Origin of the sequence: Haematobacter genomosp. 1 (genome assembly GCF_002196855.1) — a bacterium.
Classification (GTDB): domain Bacteria; phylum Pseudomonadota; class Alphaproteobacteria; order Rhodobacterales; family Rhodobacteraceae; genus Haematobacter.
Window position 1 is genome coordinate 168,421 of the sequence record NZ_NIPW01000028.1, and the last position, 25,156, is coordinate 193,576.

Below are 25,156 nucleotides of genomic sequence, written 5' to 3' on the forward strand. Positions count from 1 at the left end.
ATGCAGGGCACCTTTTTCAACCGCCGTCTTGTCGTCGCGCTCATCGTGCTGTTCATCATCATCGTCGCGGTGCCGGTGGGCAATCTGATGATGGAGCAGCGGCCCATTCCTTCCTACATCGTGGCGCTGATCGGCAAATACTTCTGCTACGCGCTGCTCGCCGTGGCGCTGGATCTCGTCTGGGGCTACTGCGGGATCCTGTCGCTCGGGCATGGGGCGTTCTTCGCGCTCGGCGGCTACGCGATGGGTATGTATCTGATGCGCCAGATCGGGGATCGCGGCGTCTATGCCAATCCGACACTGCCCGATTTCATGGTGTTCCTGAACTGGCAGGACCTGCCGTGGTACTGGCAGGGCTTCAACCACTTCCCCTTCGCCATGCTGATGGTGCTGTTCGTCCCGGGATTGCTCGCCTTCGTCTTCGGCTGGTTCGCCTTCCGCAGCCGGGTGACGGGGGTCTATCTGTCGATCATCACGCAGGCGATGACCTATGCGCTGATGCTCGCCTTCTTCCGCAACGAGATGGGCTTCGGCGGCAACAACGGGCTGACCGATTTCAAGGACATCCTCGGCTTCCCGATTCAGGCCGACAGCACGCGGGCGGCGCTCATGGTGATCTCGGGCCTCGCGCTCGCCGGCGGGCTGCTGCTGGGGCGCTGGATCACCCGGTCGCGTCTCGGCCAGGTGCTGGTCTGCGTGCGGGATGCCGAAAGCAGGACGCGGTTCATCGGCTACCGGGTGGAGCATTACAAGCTCTTCATCTTCACCGTTTCGGCCATGATGGCGGGGGTGGCGGGCGCGCTCTACACGCCGCAGGTCGGCATCATCAACCCTTCGGAATTCTCCGCCGCGAACTCCATCCTCATCGTGATCTGGGTGGCGCTCGGCGGTCGGGGCACGCTGGTGGGGGCTGCGCTCGGCGCGATCATCGTCTCGCTGGCGCAGACCCTGCTGACAAGCTGGTTCCCGGATGCGTGGCTCTTCTTCCTCGGCGCGATGTTCATTCTTGTCACCATCGGCCTGCCGAACGGTGTGCTGGGCGCGATCGAAGGCACCGGGAAACGCTTCCGGCGTCAGCGCTCCAGCGACCCGGTGGAGGTAGAGGCATGACCGCGCACACTACTATTCCCGGCAGCGCCACCCTTCAGCAGCTGCAGCTCGACAGCGTCTCCAAGACCTTCGACGGTTTCAAGGCGATCAACAACCTCTCGCTCGTGGTGGACAAGGGGGAGCTGCGCGCCGTGATCGGCCCGAACGGTGCGGGCAAGACCACGATAATGGACATCATCACCGGCAAGACCCGCCCCGATGAGGGCAAGGTGCTCTGGGAGCAACAGCTCGACCTCACAAAACTGGACGAGGCCGACTGCGCGCAGCTGGGGATCGGGCGAAAGTTCCAGAAGCCCACCGTGTTCGAAAGCCATACGGTGGAGGACAACCTCCGCCTCTCCATCAAGGGAGACCGGGGGGTTCTGGCGAGCCTCTTCCACAAGACCACCGCCGCCGAGACCCGGCGGGTGGCGGAGCTGCTGGAGATCGTGCGCCTTGGCGATGCCCGCCACCGCCCCGCCGCCGACCTGTCGCACGGGCAGAAGCAATGGCTGGAGATCGGCATGCTGCTCGCGCAGGATCCGCAACTCCTGCTGGTGGACGAACCCGCCGCGGGCATGACCGATGCCGAAACGATGCGAACGGCTGAACTGCTGCGCGCCATCGCCGGGGAACGTGCGGTGATCGTGGTCGAGCATGACATGGACTTCGTGCGCGCGCTCGACTGCAAGGTGACGGTTCTCCATCAAGGCAGCGTTCTGGCGGAGGGCAGTCTGGAAACGGTGAGCGCCATGCCCGAAGTCATCGAAGTCTATCTGGGACGCTGAGATGCTGGAAGTCGACCATATCAACCTGTCCTATGGCGCGGCGCAGGCGCTGAAATCCGTCACCGTCGCCGCGCGGGAGGGGGAGGTGACGACGGTGCTCGGGCGGAACGGCGTCGGCAAGACCTCCCTGCTGCGGGCCATCGTCGGGCGGCATGGCATCACCGCAGGCGCGATCCGATGGCAGGGGGCGGAGATCGCCCGCCTCTCCCCTGTGGAGCGCGCCCAGCGCGGCATCGCTTATGTTCCGCAGGGACGGGAGATATTCCCGTTGCTCACCGTGCGCGAAAATCTGGAGACCGGCTTTGCCGCCCTGCCCCGGGGCCGGAAGGCCATACCCGACGACGTCTTCGCCCTGTTCCCGGTCCTCGGGGAGATGATGGCGCGCCGCGGCGGCGACCTGTCGGGCGGACAGCAGCAGCAGCTTGCCATCGGCCGGGCAATGGTGATGCGGCCGAAGCTTCTGGTGCTGGACGAGCCGACGGAAGGCATCCAGCCCTCCATCATCAAGGACATCGGCCGCGCCATCCGCTATCTGCGCGATGAAGCCGGCATGGCCATCCTGCTGGTGGAGCAGTTCTTCGACTTTGCCCGCGAACTGGCCGACCGCTTCTACGTCATGGACAGGGGCGAGGTGGTGATGGACGGGATACAGGTGGAGATGAGCGGCGCGCGGGAGCCGGAGTTGCGCAGGTGGCTCACCGTCTGAGGCAATGTGCCCGGACGGCTGGAAATGGGAACGGAATGCTGCATGCTAGGTTGTGTCAAAAACACAAACCAAAGGCAGGGCAGTGATGACAGACAGGACCGACGGGAAGTGGCATGCCGCCCTGCTGTGTGCAACGGCGGTCCTATGTGGTGTTTCCGTCGTGCCTGCCGTGCTTCTCGCCCAGCAGAGCCAGCCCGCTGAACAGCGCCAGCAGTCGCGCGACGGCATACACTTCAATATCCGCGGTGGTCGCGACGATGATCTCGAGACGCTTCTGCGGGGGGCTTCGCTGCTGTCCGCTGCGGCGGAAAACCGGCAGGGAGATCCGCAGGAACTCATCGCCTCTGCCAGGGCCGATTACGCGCGGCTCATCGGCGCGCTCTACTCGCGCGGATATTACGCGCCGGTCATCAACATTCTCGTGGACGGGCGAGAGGCCGCCAATATCCCCACGTTGCAGGCGCCCCGTGCCATCCGTCGCATAGATGTGAACGTCGATACCGGCCCCACCTTTCAGTTCGGTCAGGTCTCCATCGCGCCGCTGACCCCCTCCACCACCCTGCCCGCGGATCTGCGCCCGCGGGAGCGCGCACGCTCCACGCTGGTCCAGCAAGGCGTGGATGCGGCAACGACCGGATGGCGTGATGCGGGCTATGCCAAGGTCGCCACCGGCAAGCAAGATATCGTGGCCGATCACCGGCAGAACCTTCTGAACGTCGCTATCGGCATGGTGCCGGGGCCGCGCGTGAGCTTTGGCAAGCTGATCGTCGCCGGAAACGAGAATGTGCGGACGGAGCGCGTCCATGCCATTGCCGGTCTTCCGGAGGGGGAGGTGTTCAGTCCGGACGATCTGGACGAAAGCGCCCGCCGGCTGCGTCGCGCCGGGGCCTTTTCCTCCGTAGCGATGCAGGAGGCCGACCGCCTCGGGCCGGGAAATACCATGGACATCACCGCGACGGTTGTTGAATCGCTGCCCCGTCGCTTCGGCTTCGGTGCCGAGGTATCCTCCTCCGACGGGGTGAACCTGAACGGCTACTGGATGCACCGCAACCTGTTCGGAGGGGCGGAGAACCTTCGGTTCGATCTTCAGGGGCAGGGTCTGGGAAGCGGCGACGATCAGGAATACAGCATCGGCGCTCTCTTCTCCCGTCCCGCGACCTTTGACCCGGATACGACGCTGAAGCTCGGCACGCAGCTCAAGCGCACGGACGAGCAGGATTACACCAGCGACAGCTTCACCATCACCGCGGGGGTGGAGCACTATTTCAACGAATACCTGACGGGGCGGATCGCGCTGGAATACGGCTTCTATCGTATTCGCGAATTCGGCGAGACGACGAACCTGCAGATCCTGTCGCTTCCGACGGGCGCGACCTATGACCGGCGCGATGACAAGCTGAACGCCACCAACGGCTATTTTCTGGAGGGCGAGGTGCGGCCCTTTTACGGGATCAACGACAACGCGGGTTCCGGTGGCCGGATCCGGCTCGATGGCCGCGCGTTCTGGAGCCCCGGCGAAAGCAGGCGCGTGGTTCTGGCGGGCCGGGTGCAGGTAGGCTCCGTTCTGGGCGCCGACATTACCGAAACGCCGCGGGAATACCTGTTCTACTCGGGCGGGGCGGGCACGGTCCGGGGCCAACCCTTCCAGTCGCTCGGCGTGCCGAACCCGGATTATCTCTCGCGGGACGCAACCATTGGCGGACGGAATTTCCTCGGCCTCTCGGGTGAGGTACGCACGCGCGTGACCGAGAGCATCGGCATCGTCGCCTTCTACGACGCGGGCTATGTCTCTGCCGACAAGTTCTTTGACGACAGCGGCGATTGGCAGGGCGGTATCGGGCTCGGCCTACGCTACAACACGGGCATCGGTCCTATCCGTTTCGACGTCGGGGCCCCGCTCGGCGGGGATACGGGCAACGGTGTGCAACTTTATGTCGGTATCGGGCAGGCCTTCTGATGCGGTTTCTCATCCTTTTCATCGCCCTCCTGACCTTCTGGCTGCCAGCCCCCGTCCGCGCGCAGGACGAAGACGGTGCTTCCTATCTGGAGAGTCTGTTGCAGAGCAGCCTGTCCGGTGCGGGGCGGCAGGTCACGATCCGCGGCTTCTCCGGCGCGCTTTCCTCCACCGCGCGGATCGAGGAGCTGGCGATTTCCGACGATCAGGGCCAGTGGTTCTCCGCCCGCGACGTGGTGCTGAACTGGAGCCGCCTCGCCCTGCTGACAGGCCGCGTTCAGGTGCAGGAATTCTCCGCCGCCGAAGTGGTGCTGTCCCGGCTGCCGCAGACGGAAGCCGCGCCGCCCTCGCCGGAGGCGGAGCCGTTCTCCCTCCCCGAACTGCCGGTTTCCATAAACATCGACAGCCTGCGCATCGAGCGGCTGGACATCGGTGAGCCGGTGTTCGGCATCGCCAACGTCTCCCGCGCGACGGGTTCGGCCAATCTCTCGGGAGGAGAAGGCGCGCTTCAGCTCCGGCTGGAACGGACGGACGGTCAGCGCGGCGTGTTCAACATCGCGGGGAGCTATGCCAACACCACCCGCCACCTGAGCGTGGATGTGGAGCTTGACGAGGGCCCGGGCGGCATCGTCACCACTCTGGCAGGGCTGCCGGGCGCGCCCGCGCTCACCCTGTCTGTCAAGGGCGATGCCCCGATCGACGATTTCGCCGCCGATATCCGCCTTGCCACCGCCAATCAGGACCGTCTGACAGGGCAGGTCACCGCGCGCGCGGTGGAGGCATCCCCGGGGCAGCCCGCCGGCGCTGCACGGCATTTTACCTTCGACCTCAACGGTGACATCCGGGCCTTGCTGCCCGAGCAGTTCCGCGCGTTCTTCGGGCCGGAACTGACCCTCACGGCGGATGCCACGCGCCAGCCCGACAGCTCCATGGCGGTGCCGGAATTCACTCTGCGGGCGGAGGCCATCGATCTGAACGGCGAACTCCGCATCGCGGCCGATGGATTGCCGAGCTTTGTCGATGTGAAAGGCTCCATACACCCTTCCGCCGGCGCGCAAGGGCCGGTGGTCCTGCCGATCGCCACGCCGACGGAGCTCTCCGGCGCCGATCTGGCCATCGCGTACGACGATACGGTGAGCGAGACCTGGACGATCAATATGACTGCCCGGGACTTCAAGCGGCCGGACATGACGATCTCCACCCTCCGGCTCGAAGGCGGCGGCGGTGTCATGCGGGAAACGGCGCAGGACGCGCCGCGGCTCGACGCCAACCTGCGGTTCAGCGGGGATGGCATCTCCCTTGACGACCCCGCCCTCGCCCGTGCCGTGGGGCAGCGGGTGGAGGGAACGACCGTGTTCGTCTGGCAGTCCGGCGATGGGGTGGTGACGATGCCCGTCCTGAACGTGCGGGGGGAGGATTATTCCGCCGTTGCCGATCTGGTCTTCAATGGGCTGAACGCAGCGCTCCGGGTATCCGGCAAGGTGACGGCGAGCCTCGATGACATCTCCCGCTTCTCCGATCTGGCGGGCCGTCCGCTTTCCGGCCGGGCGGAGACGCAGGCCAGCGGCGCTTTCGAGCCGCTGTCGGGCATGTTCGATGTCGTGGCGGACGTGACGGGAACGGACCTGAAGGCCGCGCAGGAGCAGCTCGACCGGCTCCTCGCGGGGCAATCCCGCATCACGCTTTCCGCCAAGCGGGATGAAACCGGGACGGAAATCCGCGATGCGCAGCTTACCGCCCAGTCTCTCAGCCTGCGGGCCTCCGGCAACATCACCAGCAATGCAACGGATGTGAAGCTCAGCGGGCGGTTTGCCGATGCGCGCGTGCTCGGGCCCGGCTTCTCCGGGTCGGTGGATGTTGACGGGCGCGCCTGGCAGGTAGCCGAAGGGCTACGGCTCACGCTTGATGCGACGGGCAACGATCTCCGCGTCGGTCAGCCGCAGGCAGACGGGCTGCTGCGCGGGCAAAGCCGCATCCGGTTCGCCGGTGTGCATAACGACGATGTGCTGACCATCGACACGGCCACTGTCGATGCAACGACGCTGAACCTCACCGCGACAGGGCGTTATGCGCCCGGGAATACCGATGTGTCGCTTGACGGGGCATTCACTGACCTTTCCGTTCTGGGCCAGGGATATGGCGGCGCGGGCACGGCGACGGCACGGGTTCATGATACGCCGGAAGGTCTCCGGCTTGAGACGAACGTCTCCGGCCAGGACCTGCGGGTGGGTCAGCAGCAGGCAGATGGCCTGCTTCGGGGGCAGAGCCGCATCGACCTAGCCGCTGTGCAGAATGGCGAGCGGATTACCATCGACCGGCTCGCGGTGAATGCGACGACGCTCAAGCTCACGGCGAGTGGCCGCTACGATCCCGACGACACCGACTTGCAGGCCGCGTTCAGCTTCTCCGATCTGGGTGTGCTCGGCAGTGGGTTCCGCGGCGCGCTTACGGCCGATGCCCGCGCTCTCAGCGAGCCGGGCGGTATCCGCATCACCGCCGACAGCCGGGCCTCCGGTCTCGCCCTCGGCGGCCAGCCGGAGGTGAACGCGCTTCTGAGGGGCGACGGCACGCTCGCCCTCAATGTTCTGCGTGGGCCTGACGGCTTTCTGCAGATCGACCGCTTCGCCTTCCAGAACCCGCAGCTTTCCGCGAATGTGAACGGCGAGGTTCAGGGCGAGGCGCGCAACGTGACCGTTGATGCGCGGCTGAACAACCTTGCCATCCTCGTGCCCGGCTTCCCGGGGCCGGTCACCCTGCGGGGGACTGTCGTCGATGCGGAGAACCAGCTCCGCCTCAACCTCGCGGCACAGGGTCCGGGTCAGATCGACACCCGGCTGACCGGAACCATGGCGCGGGACTTCTCCCGCTCCGATCTTGCGCTCACCGGCTCCTCCCAGCTCGGGTTGATTAACCCGTTCCTCGGCGCGCGTTCCGCTCAGGGACTGGTGCGGTTCGACCTGACGATGAACGGCCCTCTCGGGCTCAACGCTCTCGGCGGCACGGTGACGGCCAGCAATCTGCGCATCGTCGATCCGGCACTGAACATCGCGCTGAGCGGCGGCACCGCGCGGGCGACGCTTGCCTCCGGCACCGCCCGGATAGACGCGACCACCAGCGTCGAGGGCGGCGGTACGCTGAGCGCCGCAGGAACGATCGCCATGACTGCGCCCTTTACTGCCAATCTTCAGGTCAGCGCGCGGGAGGCACGGCTGCAGGATCCGCAGCTCTACACAACCTCTCTCACAGGATCGGTCGCGATTACCGGCCCGCTGACGGGAGGGGCAAGGATCGCGGGCACGATGAACCTCGGGCAGACGGATGTGCGTGTGCCCTCCAGCTTCGGCGGTACGTTCACCATCCCCACGATCCGTCATATCGCGGAGCCCTCCGCAGTGCGCGCCACGCGGGTGCGGGCTGACCTCATCCAGACCCAATCGGGTTCCTCCGGGGGGGGGAGCGGTATTTTCACACTCGATGTGACGATAAACGCGCCCAGCCGCATCTTCATCCGCGGGCGTGGGCTGGATGCGGAACTTGGCGGCGCCATCCATGTCGGCGGCACGACCGCGAACATCGTTCCCTCCGGGCAGTTCGAGCTGATCCGGGGACGGCTGGACTTTCTGGACCGCCGGTTTGACCTGACGAGCGGCAGCTTCTTCCTGCAAGGGAACTTCGATGCCTTCATCAACCTCACGGCACCGACCAATACCAACCGGGGCCTGACCGCGATCATCAACGTCACCGGTCCGGTCAACGATCCCGACATTAACATCACGTCCAATCCGTCCCTCCCGGAGGAGGAGGTGCTGGCGCAGATCATCTTCGGGCGCGACCTCTCCACCATCTCGCCGCTGCAGGCCGCGCAACTGGCCTCTGCCGTCGCCACCCTTGCAGGGAGCGGGGGAGATGGCCTTGTGGGGCGCTTCCGCAAGAGCGTGGGTCTGGATGACTTCGATGTCGTGACCGATGAGGAAGGCAATACAGGCGTGAAAGCGGGTCGTTACCTATCGGACAACATCTATACCGAAGTCGTCGTGGGGTCGGGTAATCAGACGCAGATCAACCTCAACCTCGACCTCAGCCGGTCGTTCACGGTTCGGGGCAGCGTGGGGGAAGACGGCAACACCGGCATCGGCATCTATTTCGAACGCGACTACTGACCCCGGCGCGCGACTACCGACCCTTGCAGATGTGAAGCGGGCAACATCCCGCTTCATTCACCCTCCGCTTGACTCGCGAACGCATGCAACCCGGAAACGTTCCACAAAAACGCATTGATTTTGTTTATTTTTCCATGGAACGCCCACGGTTGCGCAGACGTTAGGCAATTGTAAGTCCTGCGCACAGGACAGGCCCAACGAAAGGACCGTTCGATGAAAAAATTCCTTGTGACCACTGCCATCGTTGCGATGACCTCCATGCCGGCGCTCGCGCAGACCGCGCCTGCCGGAGGCACACCGGTGGTTGTCGAGGCGGAAGCCGTGTTCCTTGGAACCGCGATGCCCGAGGCGCTCTATGCCGACGATCTTATCGGCAAGCGGCTCTACACCAGCGATGTGGAAGTGGAAGTAAGCGCCAATTCGGCCGAACTTTCGCGTGACTGGCATCATGTCGGCAACATCAATGACCTTGTGTTGTCTCGCGAGGGTCAGATTGAGGCCGTTCTGGTCGATGTCGGTGGCTTCCTCGGGATCGGCGCCCGCACCGTCGCTGTGAACATGGACTCCATCCGTATCATTCCCGACGGCGAGAACCCGAGCGATTACTTCCTGGTGTTCACCGCAACGCGTGACGTTCTAGAGAATGCCCCGGAATATCAACGTCCCGAGCGGATGAGAAACATGGATGCCGCAACAAATGCCACGGGCGCTGCGGCGACGGGTATGGCAGCGACGGGAGCGGCCGCCGGGGCGCGCACCGGTTGGATGACGCCGAACGAAGGTTATGAGCGTGTGAAAACCGCGGGCCTTACTGCAGAACAGCTCAAGGGCGTGAAAGTTTATGACGCGAACAACACCGATGTCGGCTCCGTATCCGATTTCGTGATGACCCCGGATGGTCGCGTCGATCAGGTGATCGTCGATGTCGGCGGCTTCCTCGGGATCGGCGCAAAACCCGTGGCCCTGCCTTTCAACGAGATGGACGTTCACAAGCAGGTCGATGGGAACACCTACCGGGTTTATGTTTCCATGACCAAGGAGCAGCTTGAGGCGCTTCCGCGCCACGAAAGCTGAGCGCTTCCATCAGCAAAACGGAAAGGCCCGCGATGATCGCGGGCCTTTTTGGTAAGCGCTTCCATCCGGCGCTTGCCCAGACCGCCGCTTGCGCCATCCTCTCTCGTGCACATTCATGGATGCAGGAGAAGCGAATGTCCGATCTGATCGTGGTCGCCTTCAATGACGAGGCGACAGCCTTTGAACTGCGGGCTGAGCTGGCCAAATTGCAGAAGGACTACCTTCTGGAGATGGATGACATTGTTGTGGTCACCCATGACGAGAACGGCAAGGTCAAACTGCATCAAGCCGTCAACATGACTGCCGCCGGCGCGGCGACGGGGTCGCTCTGGGGTCTTCTGGTAGGGGTTCTGTTTCTCAACCCGATCCTGGGGGTAGCAGTGGGTGCCGGTGCCGGTGCGCTTTCCGGTGCATTCACGGACATCGGCATCGACGACAAGGTCATGAAACAGATCGGCGAGACGCTGACCCCCGGCACCGCCGCGGTCTTTGCGCTGATCCGCTCCGCCACCGCGGACAAGGTGATGACCTCGCTTGAGCCGTTCCGGGCGAAGGGCAAGATCATCCGCACCTCGCTTTCCAATGAATCCGAGCAGAAACTGAAGGATTTCTTTGAAAAATCGCAGGCGCAGCCGCCGGCGGTTACGAGCTGAGCAAATATCTCGCACGGGGTGGCCCCGAAAGGTTATAGTTGGTCTGGCCGGGTATCGCCCGACGGACGGTTACAGAAAACGTTTTGGGGGACGCTCATCCCATGGCACTTTTCAACTTGCTAAAGGGCGAGTTCATCGACGTCATCGCATGGACGGATGATACCCGCGATACCATGGTCTGGCGCTTCGAGCGTTATGGCCACGCTATAAAATACGGCGCGAAGCTTACGGTGAGGGAAGGTCAGGCCGCGGTTTTCGTGCATGAGGGGCAGATCGCCGATGTCTTCGGTCCTGGCCTCTACATGCTGGAAACCAACAACCTGCCGATCCTCACCACGCTTCAGCACTGGGACCACGGCTTCCAGTCGCCGTTCCTGTCGGAAGTCTATTTCGTCAACACCACCCGGTTCAACGATCTGAAATGGGGGACGAAGAACCCGATCATCTGCCGCGACCCGGAATTCGGCGTGGTGCGGATCCGGGCCTTCGGCACCTATTCCGTCCGCGTCACCGATCCTGCGAAATTCATCCGGGAGATCGTGGGCACCGACGGTCAGTTCACGTCCGATGAAATCACCTTCCAGATCCGCAATGTCATCGTGCAGGAATTCTCCCGCGCCGTGGCATCGTCGCGGATCCCGGTGCTGGACATGGCGGCGAACGCCGCTGATCTCGGCCGTATCGTGGCGGAGGCCATCGCCCCCACCATCGCCAACTACGGCCTGACACTGCCAGAGCTTTACGTGGAGAACATCTCCCTCCCCGATGAGGTGGAGGCCGTGCTCGACAAACGGACCTCCATGGGCATCCTGAAGGGCGATCTGGCCGCCTATACGCAGATTTCCGCGGCCGAGGCCATGACGCGCGCCGCGGGCACACCGGGAAGCGGGATGGGTGACGGGATCGGCGCGGGTCTCGGCATGGCGATGGGCATGAACATGGCGCGGAGCGGGCCATGGGGCATGGCGCCTGCGGAAGCAGCAGCCCCCCCTCCCCCGCCGCCCGTGGACAAGGTCTGGCACCTCGCCATCGACGGAGAGGCGAAGGGACCGTTTTCCCGTGCCTCTCTCGGGCGACAGGCGACGGACGGCAGCCTGACGCGGCAGACGCTGGTCTGGACAGCGGGGCAGGATGGTTGGAAGCCTGCTGGAGAAATCCCTGAACTTGCGCAGCTTTTCACGGTCGCGCCTCCGCCGCCTCCCCCCCTGCCACCCACGGGCGGGGCCTGATCGCGAATGGCAAGCGATATCCCGCGCGTCTCCCGTCAGGGCGGCGCGGGGGCGGAAAAGGGGGTGACCACGCGTCCCGAGGGGCTCCATTTCCCCTGCTCCTCCTGCGGGGCCGATCTGGTGTTCCAGCCGGGGCAGACCTCTCTCGTCTGCCCTTATTGCGGGCATGTGCAGGATATTCCCGGCGCCACCGCCGCCGAACGGCGCCGCGCGCTGGCAGAGATCGACTACCGCGCGGCGATCGAACGGCGGCTTCCCAATGCGCTGGACGATATCCAGATACTTGCCTGCCCCAACTGCGGCGCCAAGATCGAGGTGGACGCGAACCTCCGCGCCACCACATGCCCCTTCTGTGCCACCGCGCTGGTCGGCGAACCGGCGATGGAGCAGTTGTTCCGGGCGCAGGCGGTCGTGCCCTTCGCCATCACGGAGGAACGGGCGCTGAGCCTCATGACGAGCTGGCTCGGCTCGCTCTGGTTCGCGCCGAACGGGCTTAGACAATATGCGCGCAAGGACAAGCGGCTCACCGGGATATACGTGCCTTACTGGACCTTCGACGCGCGAACGGAGACACAGTATCGCGGCCTGCGCGGCACCGTCTATGTCGAGTATCAGACCGTCACCGTGATGGTGGATGGCCGCCCCCAGCAGCAACAGCAGCCGGTGCAGAAAATCCGCTGGACGCCTGTCGCGGGCCGGGTCGCACGGGAGTTCGACGATGTGCTTGTCGTCGCCTCCACCAGCCTGCCCCGGCGGGAGGCGGAGGATTTGGAGCCATGGAACCTTGGCTCCCTCCAACCTTATGCGCCGGAATATCTCGCCGGCTTCTTCTCCGAAGGCTACACGGTCGATCTGGAGGACGGCCACGCGATGGCCCGGCAGAAGATGGATGCGGTGATCGAGGGCGACATCCGCCGCGACATCGGCGGTGATGCCCAGCAGATACAGGCCGTCAGAACCGATGCGCAGGGCGAGACGTTCAAGCATATCCTGCTGCCCGTCTGGACTGCGGCCTACAAATACAGCGGGCGGAGCTTCACCTTCGTCGTCAACGGCCAGACCGGCGAGGTGCAGGGCCAGCGTCCCTATTCGCCATGGAAGATCGCCGGTGCGGTGATCGTGGCGCTTCTGCTTGTCCTGCTGTTCATGTGGCTTGCGGAGCAGCAGGGCATGCTGCGCTGACCGCCTGCGCCATTGACAAGCCCTGCCCATTCGCCGCAACAGGGCGCATCGCCCCAGCCCCCCGGAGAGCCCATGCGCATTCTGGCCGAAGCCCGTTTCCCCGAACTCCCCCATCCCTATTTCGGCAAGGTCCGCGACAATTACGACCTGCCGGACGGGAGGCGTATCATCATCTCCTCCGACCGGCTGTCGGCCTTTGACCGGATCCTTGCCTGCATCCCGTGGAAGGGCCAGGTGCTGACCCAGACGGCGCGCTACTGGTTCGAGCGGACGGCAGACATCTGCCCGAACCATGTGCTCTCCTATCCCGATCCGAACGTGGTGGTCGGCAAGCGGCTCACCATCCTGCCCGTGGAAGTGGTCGTGCGCGGCTATCTGGCGGGCACCACGGGAACCTCTATCCTCACCCTCTACAGGAAGGGGGAGCGGGAGATGTATGGCCACCGCTTCCCTGACGGGCTGCGCGACAACGAGAAACTTCCCAAGCCGATCCTGACGCCCACCTCCAAGGAGTTCGACGGCGGGCATGACGCACCCCTCACCCCGAAGGAGATCGCGGAAGGCGGTCTGCTCACGCAGGAGCAGTGGGAAACGCTGTCGATCTATGCTCTCGGCCTCTTTGCCCGCGGACAGGAGATCGCGGCGCAGCGCGGGTTGATCCTCGTCGATACGAAATACGAATTCGGTCTGGACGAGGACGAGAACATCGTGCTGGCCGACGAAATCCACACGCCTGACAGCTCCCGCTACTGGCTGGCGGAGGGCTATGACGAGGCATTCGCCACCGGCAAGCGCCCGCCCTCCTTCGACAAAGACTTCGTGCGCGCCTGGGTGGCGGAGCGCGTCGATCCCTACACCGATCCGATCCCCGAGATTCCGGCGGAGCTGATCGAGGCGACCTCCCGCGTCTATATCGAGGCCTATGAGCGCATCACGGGCGAAACCTTCGTGCCAGACACCAGCGGTGCCACGCCGGTTGACCGGGTGCGCGACAACCTCGCCCGCGCCTTCCCCCAATACTTCGGCGCATGAGAGCGGTCGTCCAGCGGGTCAGCGAAGCCTCCGTCACCGTCGCAGGAGAGGTCGTGGGGAGGACCGGCCCCGGTTTTCTCGTCCTCCTCTGCGCGATGCGGGGGGATGACCGGATGAAGGCGGAGCAGATGGCAGCGAAGATCGTCAAGCTCCGCATCTTTGAGGATGACGCGGGCAAGATGAACCTGTCTCTCCGCGAGACAGGCGGCTCGGTGCTGTTGGTGAGCCAGTTCACGCTCGGCGCGGATACGCGCGGCAACCGTCCGGGCTTCACCCCCGCAGCACCGCCGGAGGAGGCGGAGCCGCTCTATCTGCACGTGGCCGACCGCATCCGTGCGGAAGGTATCCGGGTTGAGACAGGCGTCTTCGGCGCAGAGATGCGGGTGGCTCTGGTCAACGAGGGGCCGGTGACGATCTGGCTCGACCTTTAGCAGGGCGCCGAAAAAAGCCTCCGGGTCGGTGCGGGAGTGGAAAGCGGCCGCAATCTGCGGAGATCCAGCCCGAAATCCATGGCATTCCTGGTGATTCCGCGGCTGATCCCGATTTTCAGAGCTTTTACAGCAGCCTGTCAGGCGGCTGCGGAAGACGGCATCGAGATCCGCGCCGGCGCAAGAATCGTTCGCTATCCGACGAAATCTCTCGGGGTGTTCCCGGGGCAACTTCCCCAGCAGAGTCGCTTCCGCAGCCTGTCAGCCGGCCGGCGTGGCGGCCTGCCGCTGACGCTTGCGCTCAAGCCCAAGCTGCCGCTCCCGCCATATGATGAGCAGCCCTGCCGTGACCACCAGCGATGCCCCCCAGAGCATCGTCAGCGTCGGCACTTCACCGAAGAACATGTACCCGATCGCCAGCGCGAAGATCATCGAGACATATTCGAACGGCGCCACGACCGAGGCATCGGCATAGCGATAGGCGGTGGTGATGAAGATCTGCGCGACCCCGCCCAGCAGGCCCGCCATGACGAGCAGCCAGAACTCCGTCCGCGTCGGCACCACCCACCCGGGAATGGTCAAAAGCGACAGCAGGGTGGAAAACAGCGAGAAGTAGAACACGATGGCGGAGACGGATTCCGTCACCACCAGCCGCCGGAGCAGCACCTGCACCAGCGCCGCGCAGGTGGCGCTTCCCAGCGCGATGAAGGCGCCCGCGGTCTCCCGCTCCGACAGCATGCCGCTCCCGAAGGCGGAAAGCCGCGGCGACAGGACGATCAGCACGCCCGCCAGCCCGAGGAGCACGCAGGAGATGCGGAACCCCCGCACCACCTCCCCCAGAAAGAGCGAGGCGAAAACCACGGTCAGCAGGGGCGCGGCATAGCCGATCGCCGTGACCTCCGGCAGCGGCAGAAGGCCCGCCGACCAGAAGTTGAGCGTCATGGAAGCGGTGCCGATCACGCCGCGCCACAAATGCCCGAAGGGGTTTTTCGTGCGCAGGCCCACGCCGAGCTGCTTTGTCGCGCCCAGCCAGATCACGATGACAAGGACTGCGAAGAAGGACCGGAAAAACACGATCTGCCCGGTGGGCACATGCTCCGTCGTGGCTTTGACAAGCGCGAGCATCACGATGAAGAGCAGCACCGAGGCGATCTTGAGGCCGATGCCGTAGAACACGTTCATGGAAAAATCCGGGAGCCTTGCCCCTTTGGCTTGCGACGATTCGGTCGGACGATCAAGCACGCATTCCATCTTTCGGATAGCTCTTGCAGCAAAGCCACGCTAGCATCCGCCCCGTGAGGAGAATGCCATGATCGAAGCTGGCCAGCCCGCCCCGGATTTCACCTTGCCGCTGAGCGACGGGAGCAGCGTGACGCTTTCGGCCCTGCGCCCGCGCAAGGTGGTCGTGTATTTCTACCCCAAGGCAGACACACCCGGCTGCACGACGGAGGCGCTCGATTTCTCGGCCCTGCTGCCGGATTTCGACGCGGCAGGGACGACGGTCATCGCCATTTCCAAGGATCCAGTCGCTGCGCATGAGAAGTTCGCCCGGAAGCATGGCCTGTCCGTGCTGCTGGCCTCCGATGCGGAGGGCGACACGGCGGAGCGCTACGGGGTCTGGGGCGAGAAGAAGATGTACGGCCGCACCTTCATGGGTCTGACGCGGGCGACCTTCCTGATCGACGGTGGTGGAAAGGTCGCAAGGGTGTGGCCGAAAGTGAAGGTCGCCGACCACGCGGCGGAGGTGCTGAAAGCCGCGCAGGAGTTGCGTTAGAAGCAAGTGATTCTCCTGCAACGATTTACTGATAATCTGCACGACCGAATGAAACCGGCAAGATCTCGCCGACAATAACCCCCCTTTGGCAAGACGGCGCCATGAAATGTCGTGGATTGTTGCTCGTCCATCCCATCGCCAGTAAGGACCGGGGATGTGAAGCCCCGGAAGTGGCCTTCACCCTCCTTACTGAAAACGACATACGGGACAGTAGTGTGACGGGGCGTCTGACCAACCGACTGAATGCCGCGCTTGAGCGCCGCCTGCCCGAGAAACGGGTCTTCCTGAAATCCGACACGGAAACGCGGTTCATCCGCCTCCGCCCGCTGACACAGGCGGCTCTGCTTGCCGGGACCACCCTGGTTGTCGGCTGGACGATCCTGTCCTCTGCAGTGTTCGTGATGGATGCCATCGGGGCGGGCGGTGTCCGGGAGCAGGCCCGGCGGGAGCAGATGGTCTATGAGGCCCGGCTGAACGACCTGTCGGAAGAACGGGATCAGCGGGCGGCGGAAGCATCTGCGGCACACGAGCGGTTCAATGTCGCTCTCGGCGGTGTCTCCGATATGCAGACGGCGCTCCTGTCCTCCGAAGACCGTCGCAAGGAACTGGAAACCGGGCTTGAAGTGGTGCGCCAGTCGCTGCGCAAGGCCCTTACGGAGCGCGACGATGCGCGCACCCAGCTTGCCCTGCTCCAGACGGAAGTCGATCAGAAGCAGGACGAGGGCCTGACCGCCGCCCGGCTTGAGGATGAGCGGCGCACGCTCGACTATCTCACCGCCGCGCTCAGCACGACTGCCTCAGAGCGGGACAAACTCTCCCAGCAGGCGACGGAAGCCCAGCAGCAGGCGGACATGCTCGCCCTTGAAAAGCGGCTGATGCAGGATCGCAACGAGCAGATCTTCGCACGGCTGGAAGAGGCGGTCAGCGTTTCCATGGAACCGCTGGACAAGATGTTCAAGTCGGTGGGACTGTCGGCCAGCAAGGTCATCACAGAGGTGAAGCGCGGCTACAACGGCCAAGGCGGGCCGCTGGTGCCGATGGGGATTTCCACCAAAAGCTCCCCCCTCGACGCGGATACCGAGCGGGCCAATGGTGTGCTCGGCTCGCTCGACCAGATCAACCTCTACCGTATGGCGGCGGAGAAGGTGCCCTTTGCGCTCCCCCTCCAGACCGCGTTCCGTTACAGCTCCGGCTTTGGCGGACGCTCCGACCCGTTCCGCAAGAGCCGCGCGCGGCATGACGGGGTGGATATGGCCGGCGCGCACGGGAGTCCCATTCTTTCCACCGGCGAAGGGGTCGTCACCTTTGCCGGCTGGGCGTCGGGCTATGGTAATCTGGTCAAGATCCAGCACGATTTCGGCCTGGAAACCCGCTATGGCCACATGTCCAAAATCCGCGTGAAGGTCGGGCAAAAGGTGTCGCGCGGGGACCGGATCGGTGATATGGGCAGTACAGGACGCTCGACCGGCACCCATCTGCATTATGAGGTGCGCGTCGGCGGAACCCCTGTGAACCCGATGACCTACATCAAGGCGGCACAAGATGTTTTCTAAGAGCAGGATTCAGGAACCGGGACCGAAGGCCACAGAGCCCGCAGCGGATGTTCCGGTCGCGAAAGGCAGCATGGACTACGCAAGCACGACCCCCAAGACCAAACCTCCCGCCTCGGTTCTCTCTTCCGACCTGACGGTGACGGGCAACATCAAGACGAGCGGCGACATTCAGGTCGAAGCGAATGTGGAGGGTGACATCCGCGCCCATCTGCTGACCGTGGGGGAACAAGCCACGATCAAGGGGGAGATCGTCGCGGACGATATCGTCATCAACGGCCGAGTGATCGGGCGGGTCCGTGGCCTGAAAGTCCGCCTGACCTCCACCGCACGGGTGGAAGGCGACATCATCCACAAGACCATCGCCATCGAATCCGGTGCGCATTTCGAAGGTTCCGTGCAGCGGCAGGAAGACCCGCTCTCCAACGGCAAACCGGCAGCCCTTGCGGCACCCGGCGCCGTTGACGCGGTCTGAACACGCTTCACGCTGAAGTTCGAAAAGGCGCCTCTCGGGGCGCCTTTTGCATTTTCTAGATCAGCGGGATTGGGCGGAATCCCGGATGTAGTTCACCAGCATCCGCGTGGATGCGTCACGCTTTTCCGCGCCCTGTTTGCCCTGAACCACGGGAACCAGCGTCGCGGCAAGCTCCTTGCCCAGCTCCACACCCCATTGGTCGAAACTGTTTATGCCAAGGATAACCCCTTCCACAAACACGCGGTGCTCATAAAGGGCGATGATCTGGCCCAACACAAAGGGGGTGAGCAGCCGATAGATCAGCGTGGTGGAGGGACGGTTGCCCACGAATACCCGGTGGCGCGCCTGCCGCTCCAGTTCCGCTCCCGTCAACCCTTGGGCGGCCACCTTCGCACGCGCCTCCTCAAGGCTCCGCCCCCGGACAAGCGCCTCCGCCTGCGCAAGACAGTTGGAGATGAGAAGCTGGTGCTGATAGTTGTACTCCGGCTCGTGCCCCTCTGCTGCAACAAGGAATTCGCAAGGCACGATGCGCGTTCCCTGATGGATGAGCTGGAAGAAGGCGTGCTGCCCGTTGGTTCCCGGCTCCCCCCAGACGATCGGGCCGGAGTTCACCGTGAGATCCGAGCCATCCATCCGCACCCGCTTGCCGTTCGACTCCATGTCGAGCTGCTGGAGGTAGGCGGCCAGTCGCGACAGGCGCTGATCATAGGGCAGCACGGCGCGGGTCGCATAGCCGCAGACCTGCGCATGCCAGATGCCGATCAAGGCCAGCATGACGGGGATATTGTCGACCAGCGGCGCGGTGCGGAAATGCTCGTCCATCGACTGACCACCGGCGAGGAAGCGCCGGAAACTCTCGCTGCCGATGGCGATCATCAGGCTGAGGCCGATCGGCCCCCACATCGAGTAGCGCCCGCCCACCCAATCCTCGAATCCGAAGACCCGCTCCTCCGGGATACCAAAGGCGCAGGTCTTTTCCAGCGAGGTGGACAGCGCCACGAAATGGCCTGCGGGCTCCAGGACCGTGCCCGAAAGCCAGCGGCGCGCGGCCTCCGCATTGGCCATCGTCTCCTGCGTCGTGAAGGTCTTGGAAGCGACGATGAACAGGGTCGAATGGGGGTCGAGCGCATCCAGCGTATCGTGGATATGCGCGCCATCGACGTTGGAGACGAAATGCACCCGTGGCCCGGTGTGATAGGGCCGAAGCGCGATCGTCGCCATCGCCGGGCCAAGATCGGAGCCACCGATACCGATGTTGACCACATCCGTCACCCGGCGGCCTGCCACGCGGAACCGCCCGGATCGCACATGCTCGGCAAAGCGGCACATCCTGTCCAGCGTTTCCCGCACCTCGGGCATCACGTCCTGTCCGTCAACCACAACCTCCCGGTCGAGATCGCGGAGCGCGGTATGCAGGACGGCGCGGTCTTCGGTTTCGTTGATCTTGTCCCCGCGGAACATCGCTTCCCGCCGGTCCATGACGCCGGTTTCCCGCGCGAGCTTCAGCAGCAGGTCCCGCCCCTCATGGTCGAGGTTGGTCTTGGAATAATCGAACAGAAGGTCGCCCAGCCGGATGGAGAACTCCTCCACCCTTTCATCGGTCAGCAGCGACAGGATCGTGCGGTCTTCGTGGCTCTCCCGATAGGCGGAAAGCTCTTTCCAAAGCGTCATAGTTTACTCCGACCAGTGAATGCGCGCGCGGTCCAGCACAAGGGCGACAGGCGCCTTCAGCGCCCCTGCCCCCGCCGATCCGCCTTGCGGCAGGCCCTGCAGGGCCTTCCGTTTGTCGTGGCCCGCGATCAGCAGATGCACCTGCCGCGCATCCGCCAGAACCTCCGCCGACAGGCTCACCCGCGGCTCGCCTGCCGCTGCGGCCCGGATTTCCACCACCGGGGGAGCATCGAGCGCAAACGCGGCCTTCAGCCCCTCTGCCCCCGGAAACAGGGAGGCGACATGCAAATCCGCCCCCATGCCGAGCAGCAGGACATCTATGGGGAGAAGCGCGCTAACCGCTTCCCGCACCGTCTCCGCATCCTCGCCCCAAAGCGGCTGGAAACCGGCCGAACTGGCGGGCCCGGTGACCAGCCGCTCCCGGATCAGCCGTGCGTTGGAACGGTCGGAGTCCTCGGGCACCTGACGTTCGTCCGTAGGCAGGACCGTCACCCGCGCCCAATCGAGGGGCACGGCGGACAGCAGGTCAAAGACCGGGCCGGGCGTCGTCCCCCCCGGCACGGCAAGCGTGACGCGGTCCTGTGTTTCAAGCGCGGCCTCCAGATCGGCGGCGATGGCTTCGGCAGCACCGGCGGCCCATTGGGCGCGGTCGGGATAGTCGATGAAATCCAACTCGTCCTCCTTGCGGCTTGGTCAGCCTGTGCGCATCTCGCGCCAGCGGCGCCCATCCCGATGCATGAGCATCAGCGCCTCCTCCGGGCCAGTGCTTCCGGGATCATACAGGTTCGGGCGGTCGCCGCGCCCTTCGACCGCCGCAAGGACCGGGTCGGCCCAGGCCCAGGCGGCCTCAACCTCATCCCCGCGCATGAACAGCGTCTGGTTGCCCCGGATCACATCCATGATGAGGCGCTCGTAGGCGTCGGGCATATCGGTCCCCTCCTCCCCCAGCGCCTCAGCGAAAGACATGTCGAGCGGCACCTGAACCAGACGCATTCCGCCCGGCCCGGGTTCCTTGATCATCACTTCAAGCGTGATGCCCTCATTCGGTTGCAGACGGATGACCAGCGTGTTCGCGCGCCAGCCTTCGGCCTCGTCGAAAAGCGAATGCGGCGGCTCCTTGAAGACGACCGCGATTTCCGACGTCCGGGCCCGCAGCCGCTTGCCGGTGCGCAGGTAGAAGGGCGTGCCCTTCCAGCGCCAGTTGGAGATCCGGCAGCGCAGCGCGATGAAGGTCTCCGTCCGGCTGGAGGCGGCCTGAATGTCCTGAAGATAGCTCGCCATGCCGCTGGCCGCGGTATACTGCCCGCGAACGATGTCTTCCGACCCCACCGGATCCAATGCACGGATCACCTTCAGCTTCTCATCCCGCACGGCATCGGGGTCGAAGTGATAGGGGGGCTCCATCGCGATGAGACAGAGGAGCTGCATCATGTGGTTCTGCACCATGTCCCGCATGGCGCCCGCATCATCGTAATAGCCTGCACGCCCCGCGACGCCGACCGTCTCGGCCACGGTGATCTGCACGTGATCGACATACTGGGCGTTCCACAGCGGCTCGAACAGGATGTTGGCGAAACGCACCGCCATCAGGTTCTGCACCGTTTCCTTGCCCAGATAGTGATCGATCCGGTAGATCTGGCCTTCATCGAAATGCCGCGCCAGAACGGCGTTCAGCGCCCGCGCGGTGGACAGGTCATGGCCGAAGGGTTTTTCCACCACGATCCGGCTGTCGCGATCAGCGATCCCGTGGTTGTGCAGCCGTTCCGCCAGCGCACCGAACAGGCTGGGCGCGACGGAAAAGTAAAAGGCATGCACCACGCCGGGGCGGATCCGGGTGGCCAGCTCCTTCCATCCCTCCTCCCCCGTCGCATCGATGGGCACATAGGACAGGTGAGCGATGAAGCGGTCCAGCGCATCCGTATTGCTTTTCGCGCCGTTCACGAATTCAAGAACGGCGTCCCGGGCGAAGCCGCGAAACTCCTCCTCCGTCATGGAGGAGCGCGCAGCGCCGATGACCCGCGCGCCTTCCGGCATCTGACCATCCAGGAAGCGGCGGTAAAGCGACGGGAAGATCTTTCGACGGGCGAGATCACCCGTTCCGCCGAAAACCACGAGGTCGAAGGGATCGACCGGGATGATACGCGAGACCATTTTCTTCCTTTGCGACCGCACGATGGAAAGACCGCCTCCCCCAACGATTTCCGAGTCGGACTGTAGCATTCATGCGGTTAATGGAAAGTGGGGATACCGGCCGGTCCTATTCGGCCATCACGCAGAGGATCTCGAAAAGCAGCGAGGCCGCGAGCCAGGCCGTCCCACCCGACTGATCGAAGGGGGGCGAGACCTCGACCAGATCGGCGCCCGCGAAGGTGAGCCCCCTCAGTTCCCGCACAACGGAAAGCGCCTGAAATGCGTTCGGCCCACCCACTTCGGGCGTACCGGTGCCCGGGGCAAAGGTCGGATCGACGAAGTCGATGTCATAGGAGAGATAAGCCGGCTCCTCCCCCACGATGCTGCGCGCCTCCGCCATGACATCGGGAATGCCGCGGGCAAAGAATTCCTCGATGCGGATGATGCGGATGCCGTTCGCACGGGCGAAGTCGATGTCATCGCTGTCATAGCAGGTGCCCCGGATGCCGATCTGCACCATGCGCTGCGGGTCCAAAAGCCCCTCCTCCACCGCGACACGGAACGGGTTGCCATGGGTCAGGGCGCGGCCACCGAAATAGGGCGGATAGAGATCGGTATGGCTGTCGAAATGCACGAGACCAAGAGGCCCCTCCGCCGCCAGCGCCCGCAGCACCGGCAATGTGCAGAGATGATCGCCGCCCACCGAAATGGGCCGGATGTCCGTGGCGCGCAGGCGGGAGATGGCCTCCGTGATGCGGGCGAGGGTATCCGTCGTATCCACGGGATTCGGCCCGACATCGCCCAGATCGGCGCAGTTCCGGGCCTCGAACGGACGGAGGCCGGTGACGGGATGCTGCGCCCGGATCATGGTGGAGGCGTCACGGACCTGCCTTGGCCCGTGCCGCGCCCCGGGGCGATTGGAGGTGCCCCCGTCCCACGGCAGGCCGATGAAGCCGATATCGACATCCGCACGGCGGGGATGCTCCGGCGTCACATACGGCAGGCGCATGAAGGTCGGCACACCGGCAAAGCGCGGCAGGCTCATGCCGGAGACCGGCTGAAAGAAATTGTCTGTCATGATGTCCCTGTGTCTGGTCCGCCGGACGTCTTATGCGTCCAGTTCGGCATCCCAGTATAGGAAGTCCATCCACGTCTCGTGAAGATGGTTCGGCGGAAAACGGCGACCGTGGTTGTGCATCTCATCCGCCGTCGGCGGTTTCGGCGGGCGGGTGAGGCGCATTCCAGCCTGTTTGAGCGACTTGTTGCCCTTGCGCAGGTTGCAGGGGGAACAGGCGGCCACCACGTTTTCCCAGCTCGTGACCCCGCCACGGGAGCGGGGAACCACATGATCGAAGGTGAGATCCCCGCGCGAGCCGCAATACTGGCAACAGAATTCGTCCCTCAGAAAAAGATTGAAGCGCGTGAAAGCCACGCGCTTCTGGGGTTTGACGAATTCTTTCAGCACCACGACGGAGGGTATTCGGAACTGCGCCCTCTGGCTCCGCACGGTCTGGTCGTATTCCGCGACGATGGACACCCTGTCGAGAAACACCGCCTTCACCGCCTCCTGCCAGGGCCAGAGCGAGAGGGGGTAGTAGGACAGCGGGCGGTAATCGGCATTCAGAACCAGCGCCGGGAAATGCCTGAGCGACGCCGGCTCCCGCACGAAACTCGTCCTGAAATCGCCATCCATACGCGCCACACTCCCTGCTGCGGAGCACCGGGCAGAGCCGGTTTGGGGGGGCAGGAGCACCGCCCCGACAGCGTCACTATATCTGGCGTTCTCCATCAGGCAAGCCCCGCGATGCGGTGGGTTCGCCAAAGGAATGCCAGCAATCGGTGACAGTTGCGTGACGAGCTTCCCGCCAAGGCTTTCCGGGAAGGGCTTCCCCGGCCGATCGCCCGGCTGCGGTCCCCGGCAGGCTCAGACGGGAAGCACGTTGCGGAGGAACTGCATGGCGACGGACAGGCCATCGGGCGCGATCCCGTGCCCCACCCCGGGGGAGGTATGTGTATACACCTCGAACTCCGCATGGGTCAGGGCGTCGGCGGCGCGGGACATATCCTCATAGGGAACCATCTCGTCCCGGTCGCCATGGACGAGCAGAACGGGCGGCCGGCTGACCGTTTCGGCGGCAAGACGCTCGGGCTGGAGCAGCCTGCCGGAGAAGCCGACGACGCCCGCCATCTGCGCCTTGCGGCGCGGCGCCACGTGCAGACTCATCATCGTGCCCTGCGAAAAGCCGACCAGCGCCAGCGCGGAGGCAGAAAGCCCCTCCTCCGCGAGTCTCGCATCCAGAAAGGCGTCGAGATCGGCCACGGCGGCCTCGAAGCTCACCCGTGCAACTTCCTCCGGAGAGCCGTCGAGCCGGGGGATGGGAAACCACTGGTAGCCGAAAGGGTTGCCCAGCGAGCGCTCCGGCGCGTTGGGCGCGACGAACACCGTATCGGGCAGATGCGGGCCGAGCGGCTCGGCCAGCCCCAGCAGATCGGCACCATCCGCGCCATAGCCGTGCAGAAAGACGACAAGACTTTTCGCCTTGCCCGAACGTGCGGCCTTCCGACCGAATTCCAGATCGCGCGTCATCTGATACCCTCCCTCTGCTTGGCCACCCGGTAGTAGGCCCAGAGCAGACGGGCCGCAACTCCCCGCCAGGGCGACCAGTCCTCGGACATGCGGCGCAGCTCCTTTTCCGAGGGACGGCCCTCCATCTCGAACAGCAGCCGGGCGGCTTCCTGCAGCGCGAGATCGCCGGGCGCAAAGACATCGGCACGGCCAAGCGCGAACATCGCATAGATCTCCGCCGTCCAGCGACCGATACCGGGCACGGCGACGAGGGTGGCGACCACCTCCTCCAGCGGGGCATCCCGCAGCAGGTCGAAGTCGATCGCCGCCTCCGCCAGCGCACGGGCATAGCGCGCCTTCTGCCGCGACAGCCCCGCCCCCCGGAGCGCGTCATCCTCGGCCAGCAGAATGGCCTCCGGCGTGACCAGCCCCGCAGCGGTGAGGCGGGCCATGATGGCATCCCCCGCCGCCACGCTCACCTGCTGGCTGACGATGGCGTCCAGGAGCGGCAGGAACCCGTCCGCCCGCCGGCGCAGCGGCAGCGGCCCCGTCAGTTCCAGCGCGCGGGCAAAGCGCGGATCACGAAGGGCAAGCCATTCCGCCCCCTCCGCCACGTCATCCTCGATGAGAATGAGCCTGCCTATGTCACGGATATCGTTCATGGGCCGATCATGGCCGGAGCCTTCGGCCTCCGC

The 25,156-nt window shown here is 64.7% G+C and carries 22 protein-coding genes; 14 read left to right on the top strand and 8 right to left on the bottom strand.

Annotated features, from left to right (window positions below; all coding sequences use genetic code 11):
* The 11 genes from urtC (at nt 1) to dtd (ending at nt 14,298) form a co-directional block, all read left to right on the top strand.
* Entirely contained in the window at nt 1-1,110 is a 1,110-nt protein-coding gene (gene urtC, locus CDV49_RS15125) for an urea ABC transporter permease subunit UrtC (RefSeq protein ID WP_088216238.1), read from the top strand.
* Nucleotides 1,107-1,877 (top strand): urea ABC transporter ATP-binding protein UrtD, encoded by a 771-nt coding sequence (gene urtD, locus CDV49_RS15130; RefSeq protein ID WP_088216239.1) that lies wholly within the window; start codon nt 1,107-1,109, stop codon nt 1,875-1,877. The genes urtC and urtD overlap by 4 nt, the downstream gene beginning before the upstream one ends.
* Nucleotide 1,878: 1 nt before the next feature.
* Nucleotides 1,879-2,583: an urea ABC transporter ATP-binding subunit UrtE gene (gene urtE / locus CDV49_RS15135; RefSeq protein WP_088216240.1), complete on the top strand. Its 705-nt coding sequence runs from the start codon at nt 1,879-1,881 to the stop codon at nt 2,581-2,583.
* 85 nt (nt 2,584-2,668) lie between these two features.
* Complete coding sequence (locus tag CDV49_RS15140; protein ID WP_088216241.1) at nt 2,669-4,540, top strand: autotransporter assembly complex protein TamA; 1,872 nt, start codon at nt 2,669-2,671, stop codon at nt 4,538-4,540.
* The gene (locus CDV49_RS15145) at nt 4,540-8,697 is read left to right on the top strand and encodes a translocation/assembly module TamB domain-containing protein (protein WP_088216242.1); all 4,158 of its coding nucleotides are present in this window, start codon (nt 4,540-4,542) and stop codon (nt 8,695-8,697) included. Before CDV49_RS15140 ends, CDV49_RS15145 begins: the two co-directional genes overlap by 1 nt.
* A 213-nt stretch (nt 8,698-8,910) precedes the next feature.
* A complete protein-coding gene (locus CDV49_RS15150) occupies nt 8,911-9,771 on the top strand; it encodes a PRC-barrel domain-containing protein (RefSeq protein ID WP_088216243.1) in 861 nt (286 codons plus the stop codon).
* Nucleotides 9,772-9,803: 32 nt separating this feature from the next.
* The gene (locus CDV49_RS15155; RefSeq protein WP_256947361.1) at nt 9,804-10,424 is read left to right on the top strand and encodes a DUF1269 domain-containing protein; all 621 of its coding nucleotides are present in this window, start codon (nt 9,804-9,806) and stop codon (nt 10,422-10,424) included.
* 101 nt (nt 10,425-10,525) lie between these two features.
* Nucleotides 10,526-11,653 carry an SPFH domain-containing protein gene (locus tag CDV49_RS15160; RefSeq protein WP_088216245.1) on the top strand — a complete coding sequence of 376 codons (1,128 nt, stop codon included), beginning with the start codon at nt 10,526-10,528 and terminating at the stop codon, nt 11,651-11,653.
* Nucleotides 11,654-11,659: 6 nt separating this feature from the next.
* Complete coding sequence (locus CDV49_RS15165; protein ID WP_256947362.1) at nt 11,660-12,835, top strand: primosomal protein N' (replication factor Y) - superfamily II helicase; 1,176 nt, start codon at nt 11,660-11,662, stop codon at nt 12,833-12,835.
* Nucleotides 12,836-12,907: 72 nt separating this feature from the next.
* Nucleotides 12,908-13,867, top strand: a complete 960-nt coding sequence (locus tag CDV49_RS15170) for a phosphoribosylaminoimidazolesuccinocarboxamide synthase (RefSeq protein ID WP_088216246.1) — start codon at nt 12,908-12,910, stop codon at nt 13,865-13,867.
* Complete coding sequence (gene dtd, locus CDV49_RS15175) at nt 13,864-14,298, top strand: D-aminoacyl-tRNA deacylase (RefSeq protein ID WP_088216247.1); 435 nt, start codon at nt 13,864-13,866, stop codon at nt 14,296-14,298. The genes CDV49_RS15170 and dtd overlap by 4 nt, the downstream gene beginning before the upstream one ends.
* 258 nt (nt 14,299-14,556) lie before the next feature.
* Here the strand turns inward: dtd and CDV49_RS15180 are convergent, their stop codons facing one another.
* A complete protein-coding gene (locus tag CDV49_RS15180) occupies nt 14,557-15,477 on the bottom strand; it encodes a DMT family transporter (protein ID WP_088216285.1) in 921 nt (306 codons plus the stop codon).
* A gap of 127 nt (nt 15,478-15,604) precedes the next feature.
* On the opposite strand from CDV49_RS15180, the gene CDV49_RS15185 reads away from it, so the two are divergent.
* From CDV49_RS15185 to CDV49_RS15195, 3 genes are all read left to right on the top strand, one after another.
* Complete coding sequence (locus CDV49_RS15185) at nt 15,605-16,069, top strand: peroxiredoxin (RefSeq protein WP_088216248.1); 465 nt, start codon at nt 15,605-15,607, stop codon at nt 16,067-16,069.
* Between the two features lie 215 nt (nt 16,070-16,284).
* Nucleotides 16,285-17,622 carry a M23 family metallopeptidase gene (locus CDV49_RS15190; protein ID WP_179209234.1) on the top strand — a complete coding sequence of 446 codons (1,338 nt, stop codon included), beginning with the start codon at nt 16,285-16,287 and terminating at the stop codon, nt 17,620-17,622.
* Nucleotides 17,612-18,094 carry a bactofilin family protein gene (locus tag CDV49_RS15195; RefSeq protein WP_088216250.1) on the top strand — a complete coding sequence of 161 codons (483 nt, stop codon included), beginning with the start codon at nt 17,612-17,614 and terminating at the stop codon, nt 18,092-18,094. Before CDV49_RS15190 ends, CDV49_RS15195 begins: the two co-directional genes overlap by 11 nt.
* Nucleotides 18,095-18,154: 60 nt before the next feature.
* Here CDV49_RS15195 and pgi read toward each other — a convergent pair whose 3' ends face one another.
* The 7 genes from pgi to CDV49_RS15230 form a co-directional block, all read right to left on the bottom strand.
* Nucleotides 18,155-19,765 carry a glucose-6-phosphate isomerase gene (pgi, locus tag CDV49_RS15200; protein ID WP_088216251.1) on the bottom strand — a complete coding sequence of 537 codons (1,611 nt, stop codon included), beginning with the start codon at nt 19,763-19,765 and terminating at the stop codon, nt 18,155-18,157.
* Nucleotides 19,766-19,768: 3 nt separating this feature from the next.
* Complete coding sequence (gene pgl, locus CDV49_RS15205) at nt 19,769-20,437, bottom strand: 6-phosphogluconolactonase (RefSeq protein WP_088216252.1); 669 nt, start codon at nt 20,435-20,437, stop codon at nt 19,769-19,771.
* A 21-nt stretch (nt 20,438-20,458) separates the two neighbouring features.
* Nucleotides 20,459-21,916, bottom strand: coding sequence for a glucose-6-phosphate dehydrogenase (gene zwf, locus CDV49_RS15210; protein WP_088216253.1), 1,458 nt, complete (start codon nt 21,914-21,916; stop codon nt 20,459-20,461).
* 106 nt (nt 21,917-22,022) lie between these two features.
* Nucleotides 22,023-22,973, bottom strand: coding sequence for an agmatinase (gene speB, locus CDV49_RS15215; RefSeq protein WP_088216254.1), 951 nt, complete (start codon nt 22,971-22,973; stop codon nt 22,023-22,025).
* 30 nt (nt 22,974-23,003) lie between these two features.
* Nucleotides 23,004-23,588, bottom strand: coding sequence for an HNH endonuclease (locus CDV49_RS15220; RefSeq protein WP_035740629.1), 585 nt, complete (start codon nt 23,586-23,588; stop codon nt 23,004-23,006).
* A gap of 231 nt (nt 23,589-23,819) precedes the next feature.
* Nucleotides 23,820-24,482 (bottom strand): alpha/beta hydrolase, encoded by a 663-nt coding sequence (locus tag CDV49_RS15225; RefSeq protein WP_088216255.1) that lies wholly within the window; start codon nt 24,480-24,482, stop codon nt 23,820-23,822.
* Nucleotides 24,479-25,123, bottom strand: coding sequence for a DNA-3-methyladenine glycosylase family protein (locus CDV49_RS15230; RefSeq protein WP_088216256.1), 645 nt, complete (start codon nt 25,121-25,123; stop codon nt 24,479-24,481). The genes CDV49_RS15225 and CDV49_RS15230 overlap by 4 nt, the downstream gene beginning before the upstream one ends.
* Between the last annotated feature and the right edge of the window lie 33 nt (nt 25,124-25,156).

Bases quoted from the DNA above. Each gene is read 5' to 3' on its own strand.
- CDV49_RS15160 (WP_088216245.1), top strand. From the start codon at position 10,526: ATGGCACTTTTCAACTTGCTAAAGGGCGAGTTCATCGACGTCATCGCA.
- CDV49_RS15185 (WP_088216248.1), top strand. From the start codon at position 15,605: ATGATCGAAGCTGGCCAGCCCGCCCCGGATTTCACCTTGCCGCTGAGC.
- CDV49_RS15180 (WP_088216285.1), bottom strand. From the start codon at position 15,477: ATGAACGTGTTCTACGGCATCGGCCTCAAGATCGCCTCGGTGCTGCTC.
- CDV49_RS15150 (WP_088216243.1), top strand. From the start codon at position 8,911: ATGAAAAAATTCCTTGTGACCACTGCCATCGTTGCGATGACCTCCATG.
- CDV49_RS15220 (WP_035740629.1), bottom strand. From the start codon at position 23,588: ATGGATGGCGATTTCAGGACGAGTTTCGTGCGGGAGCCGGCGTCGCTC.
- CDV49_RS15225 (WP_088216255.1), bottom strand. From the start codon at position 24,482: ATGACGCGCGATCTGGAATTCGGTCGGAAGGCCGCACGTTCGGGCAAG.
- urtD (WP_088216239.1), top strand. From the start codon at position 1,107: ATGACCGCGCACACTACTATTCCCGGCAGCGCCACCCTTCAGCAGCTG.
- pgi (WP_088216251.1), bottom strand. From the start codon at position 19,765: ATGACGCTTTGGAAAGAGCTTTCCGCCTATCGGGAGAGCCACGAAGAC.
- CDV49_RS15155 (WP_256947361.1), top strand. From the start codon at position 9,804: ATGATCGCGGGCCTTTTTGGTAAGCGCTTCCATCCGGCGCTTGCCCAG.
- CDV49_RS15145 (WP_088216242.1), top strand. From the start codon at position 4,540: ATGCGGTTTCTCATCCTTTTCATCGCCCTCCTGACCTTCTGGCTGCCA.
- urtE (WP_088216240.1), top strand. From the start codon at position 1,879: ATGCTGGAAGTCGACCATATCAACCTGTCCTATGGCGCGGCGCAGGCG.
- dtd (WP_088216247.1), top strand. From the start codon at position 13,864: ATGAGAGCGGTCGTCCAGCGGGTCAGCGAAGCCTCCGTCACCGTCGCA.
- CDV49_RS15195 (WP_088216250.1), top strand. From the start codon at position 17,612: ATGTTTTCTAAGAGCAGGATTCAGGAACCGGGACCGAAGGCCACAGAG.
- CDV49_RS15230 (WP_088216256.1), bottom strand. From the start codon at position 25,123: ATGAACGATATCCGTGACATAGGCAGGCTCATTCTCATCGAGGATGAC.
- zwf (WP_088216253.1), bottom strand. From the start codon at position 21,916: ATGGTCTCGCGTATCATCCCGGTCGATCCCTTCGACCTCGTGGTTTTC.
- CDV49_RS15140 (WP_088216241.1), top strand. From the start codon at position 2,669: ATGACAGACAGGACCGACGGGAAGTGGCATGCCGCCCTGCTGTGTGCA.
- CDV49_RS15170 (WP_088216246.1), top strand. From the start codon at position 12,908: ATGCGCATTCTGGCCGAAGCCCGTTTCCCCGAACTCCCCCATCCCTAT.
- urtC (WP_088216238.1), top strand. From the start codon at position 1: ATGCAGGGCACCTTTTTCAACCGCCGTCTTGTCGTCGCGCTCATCGTG.
- speB (WP_088216254.1), bottom strand. From the start codon at position 22,973: ATGACAGACAATTTCTTTCAGCCGGTCTCCGGCATGAGCCTGCCGCGC.
- CDV49_RS15165 (WP_256947362.1), top strand. From the start codon at position 11,660: ATGGCAAGCGATATCCCGCGCGTCTCCCGTCAGGGCGGCGCGGGGGCG.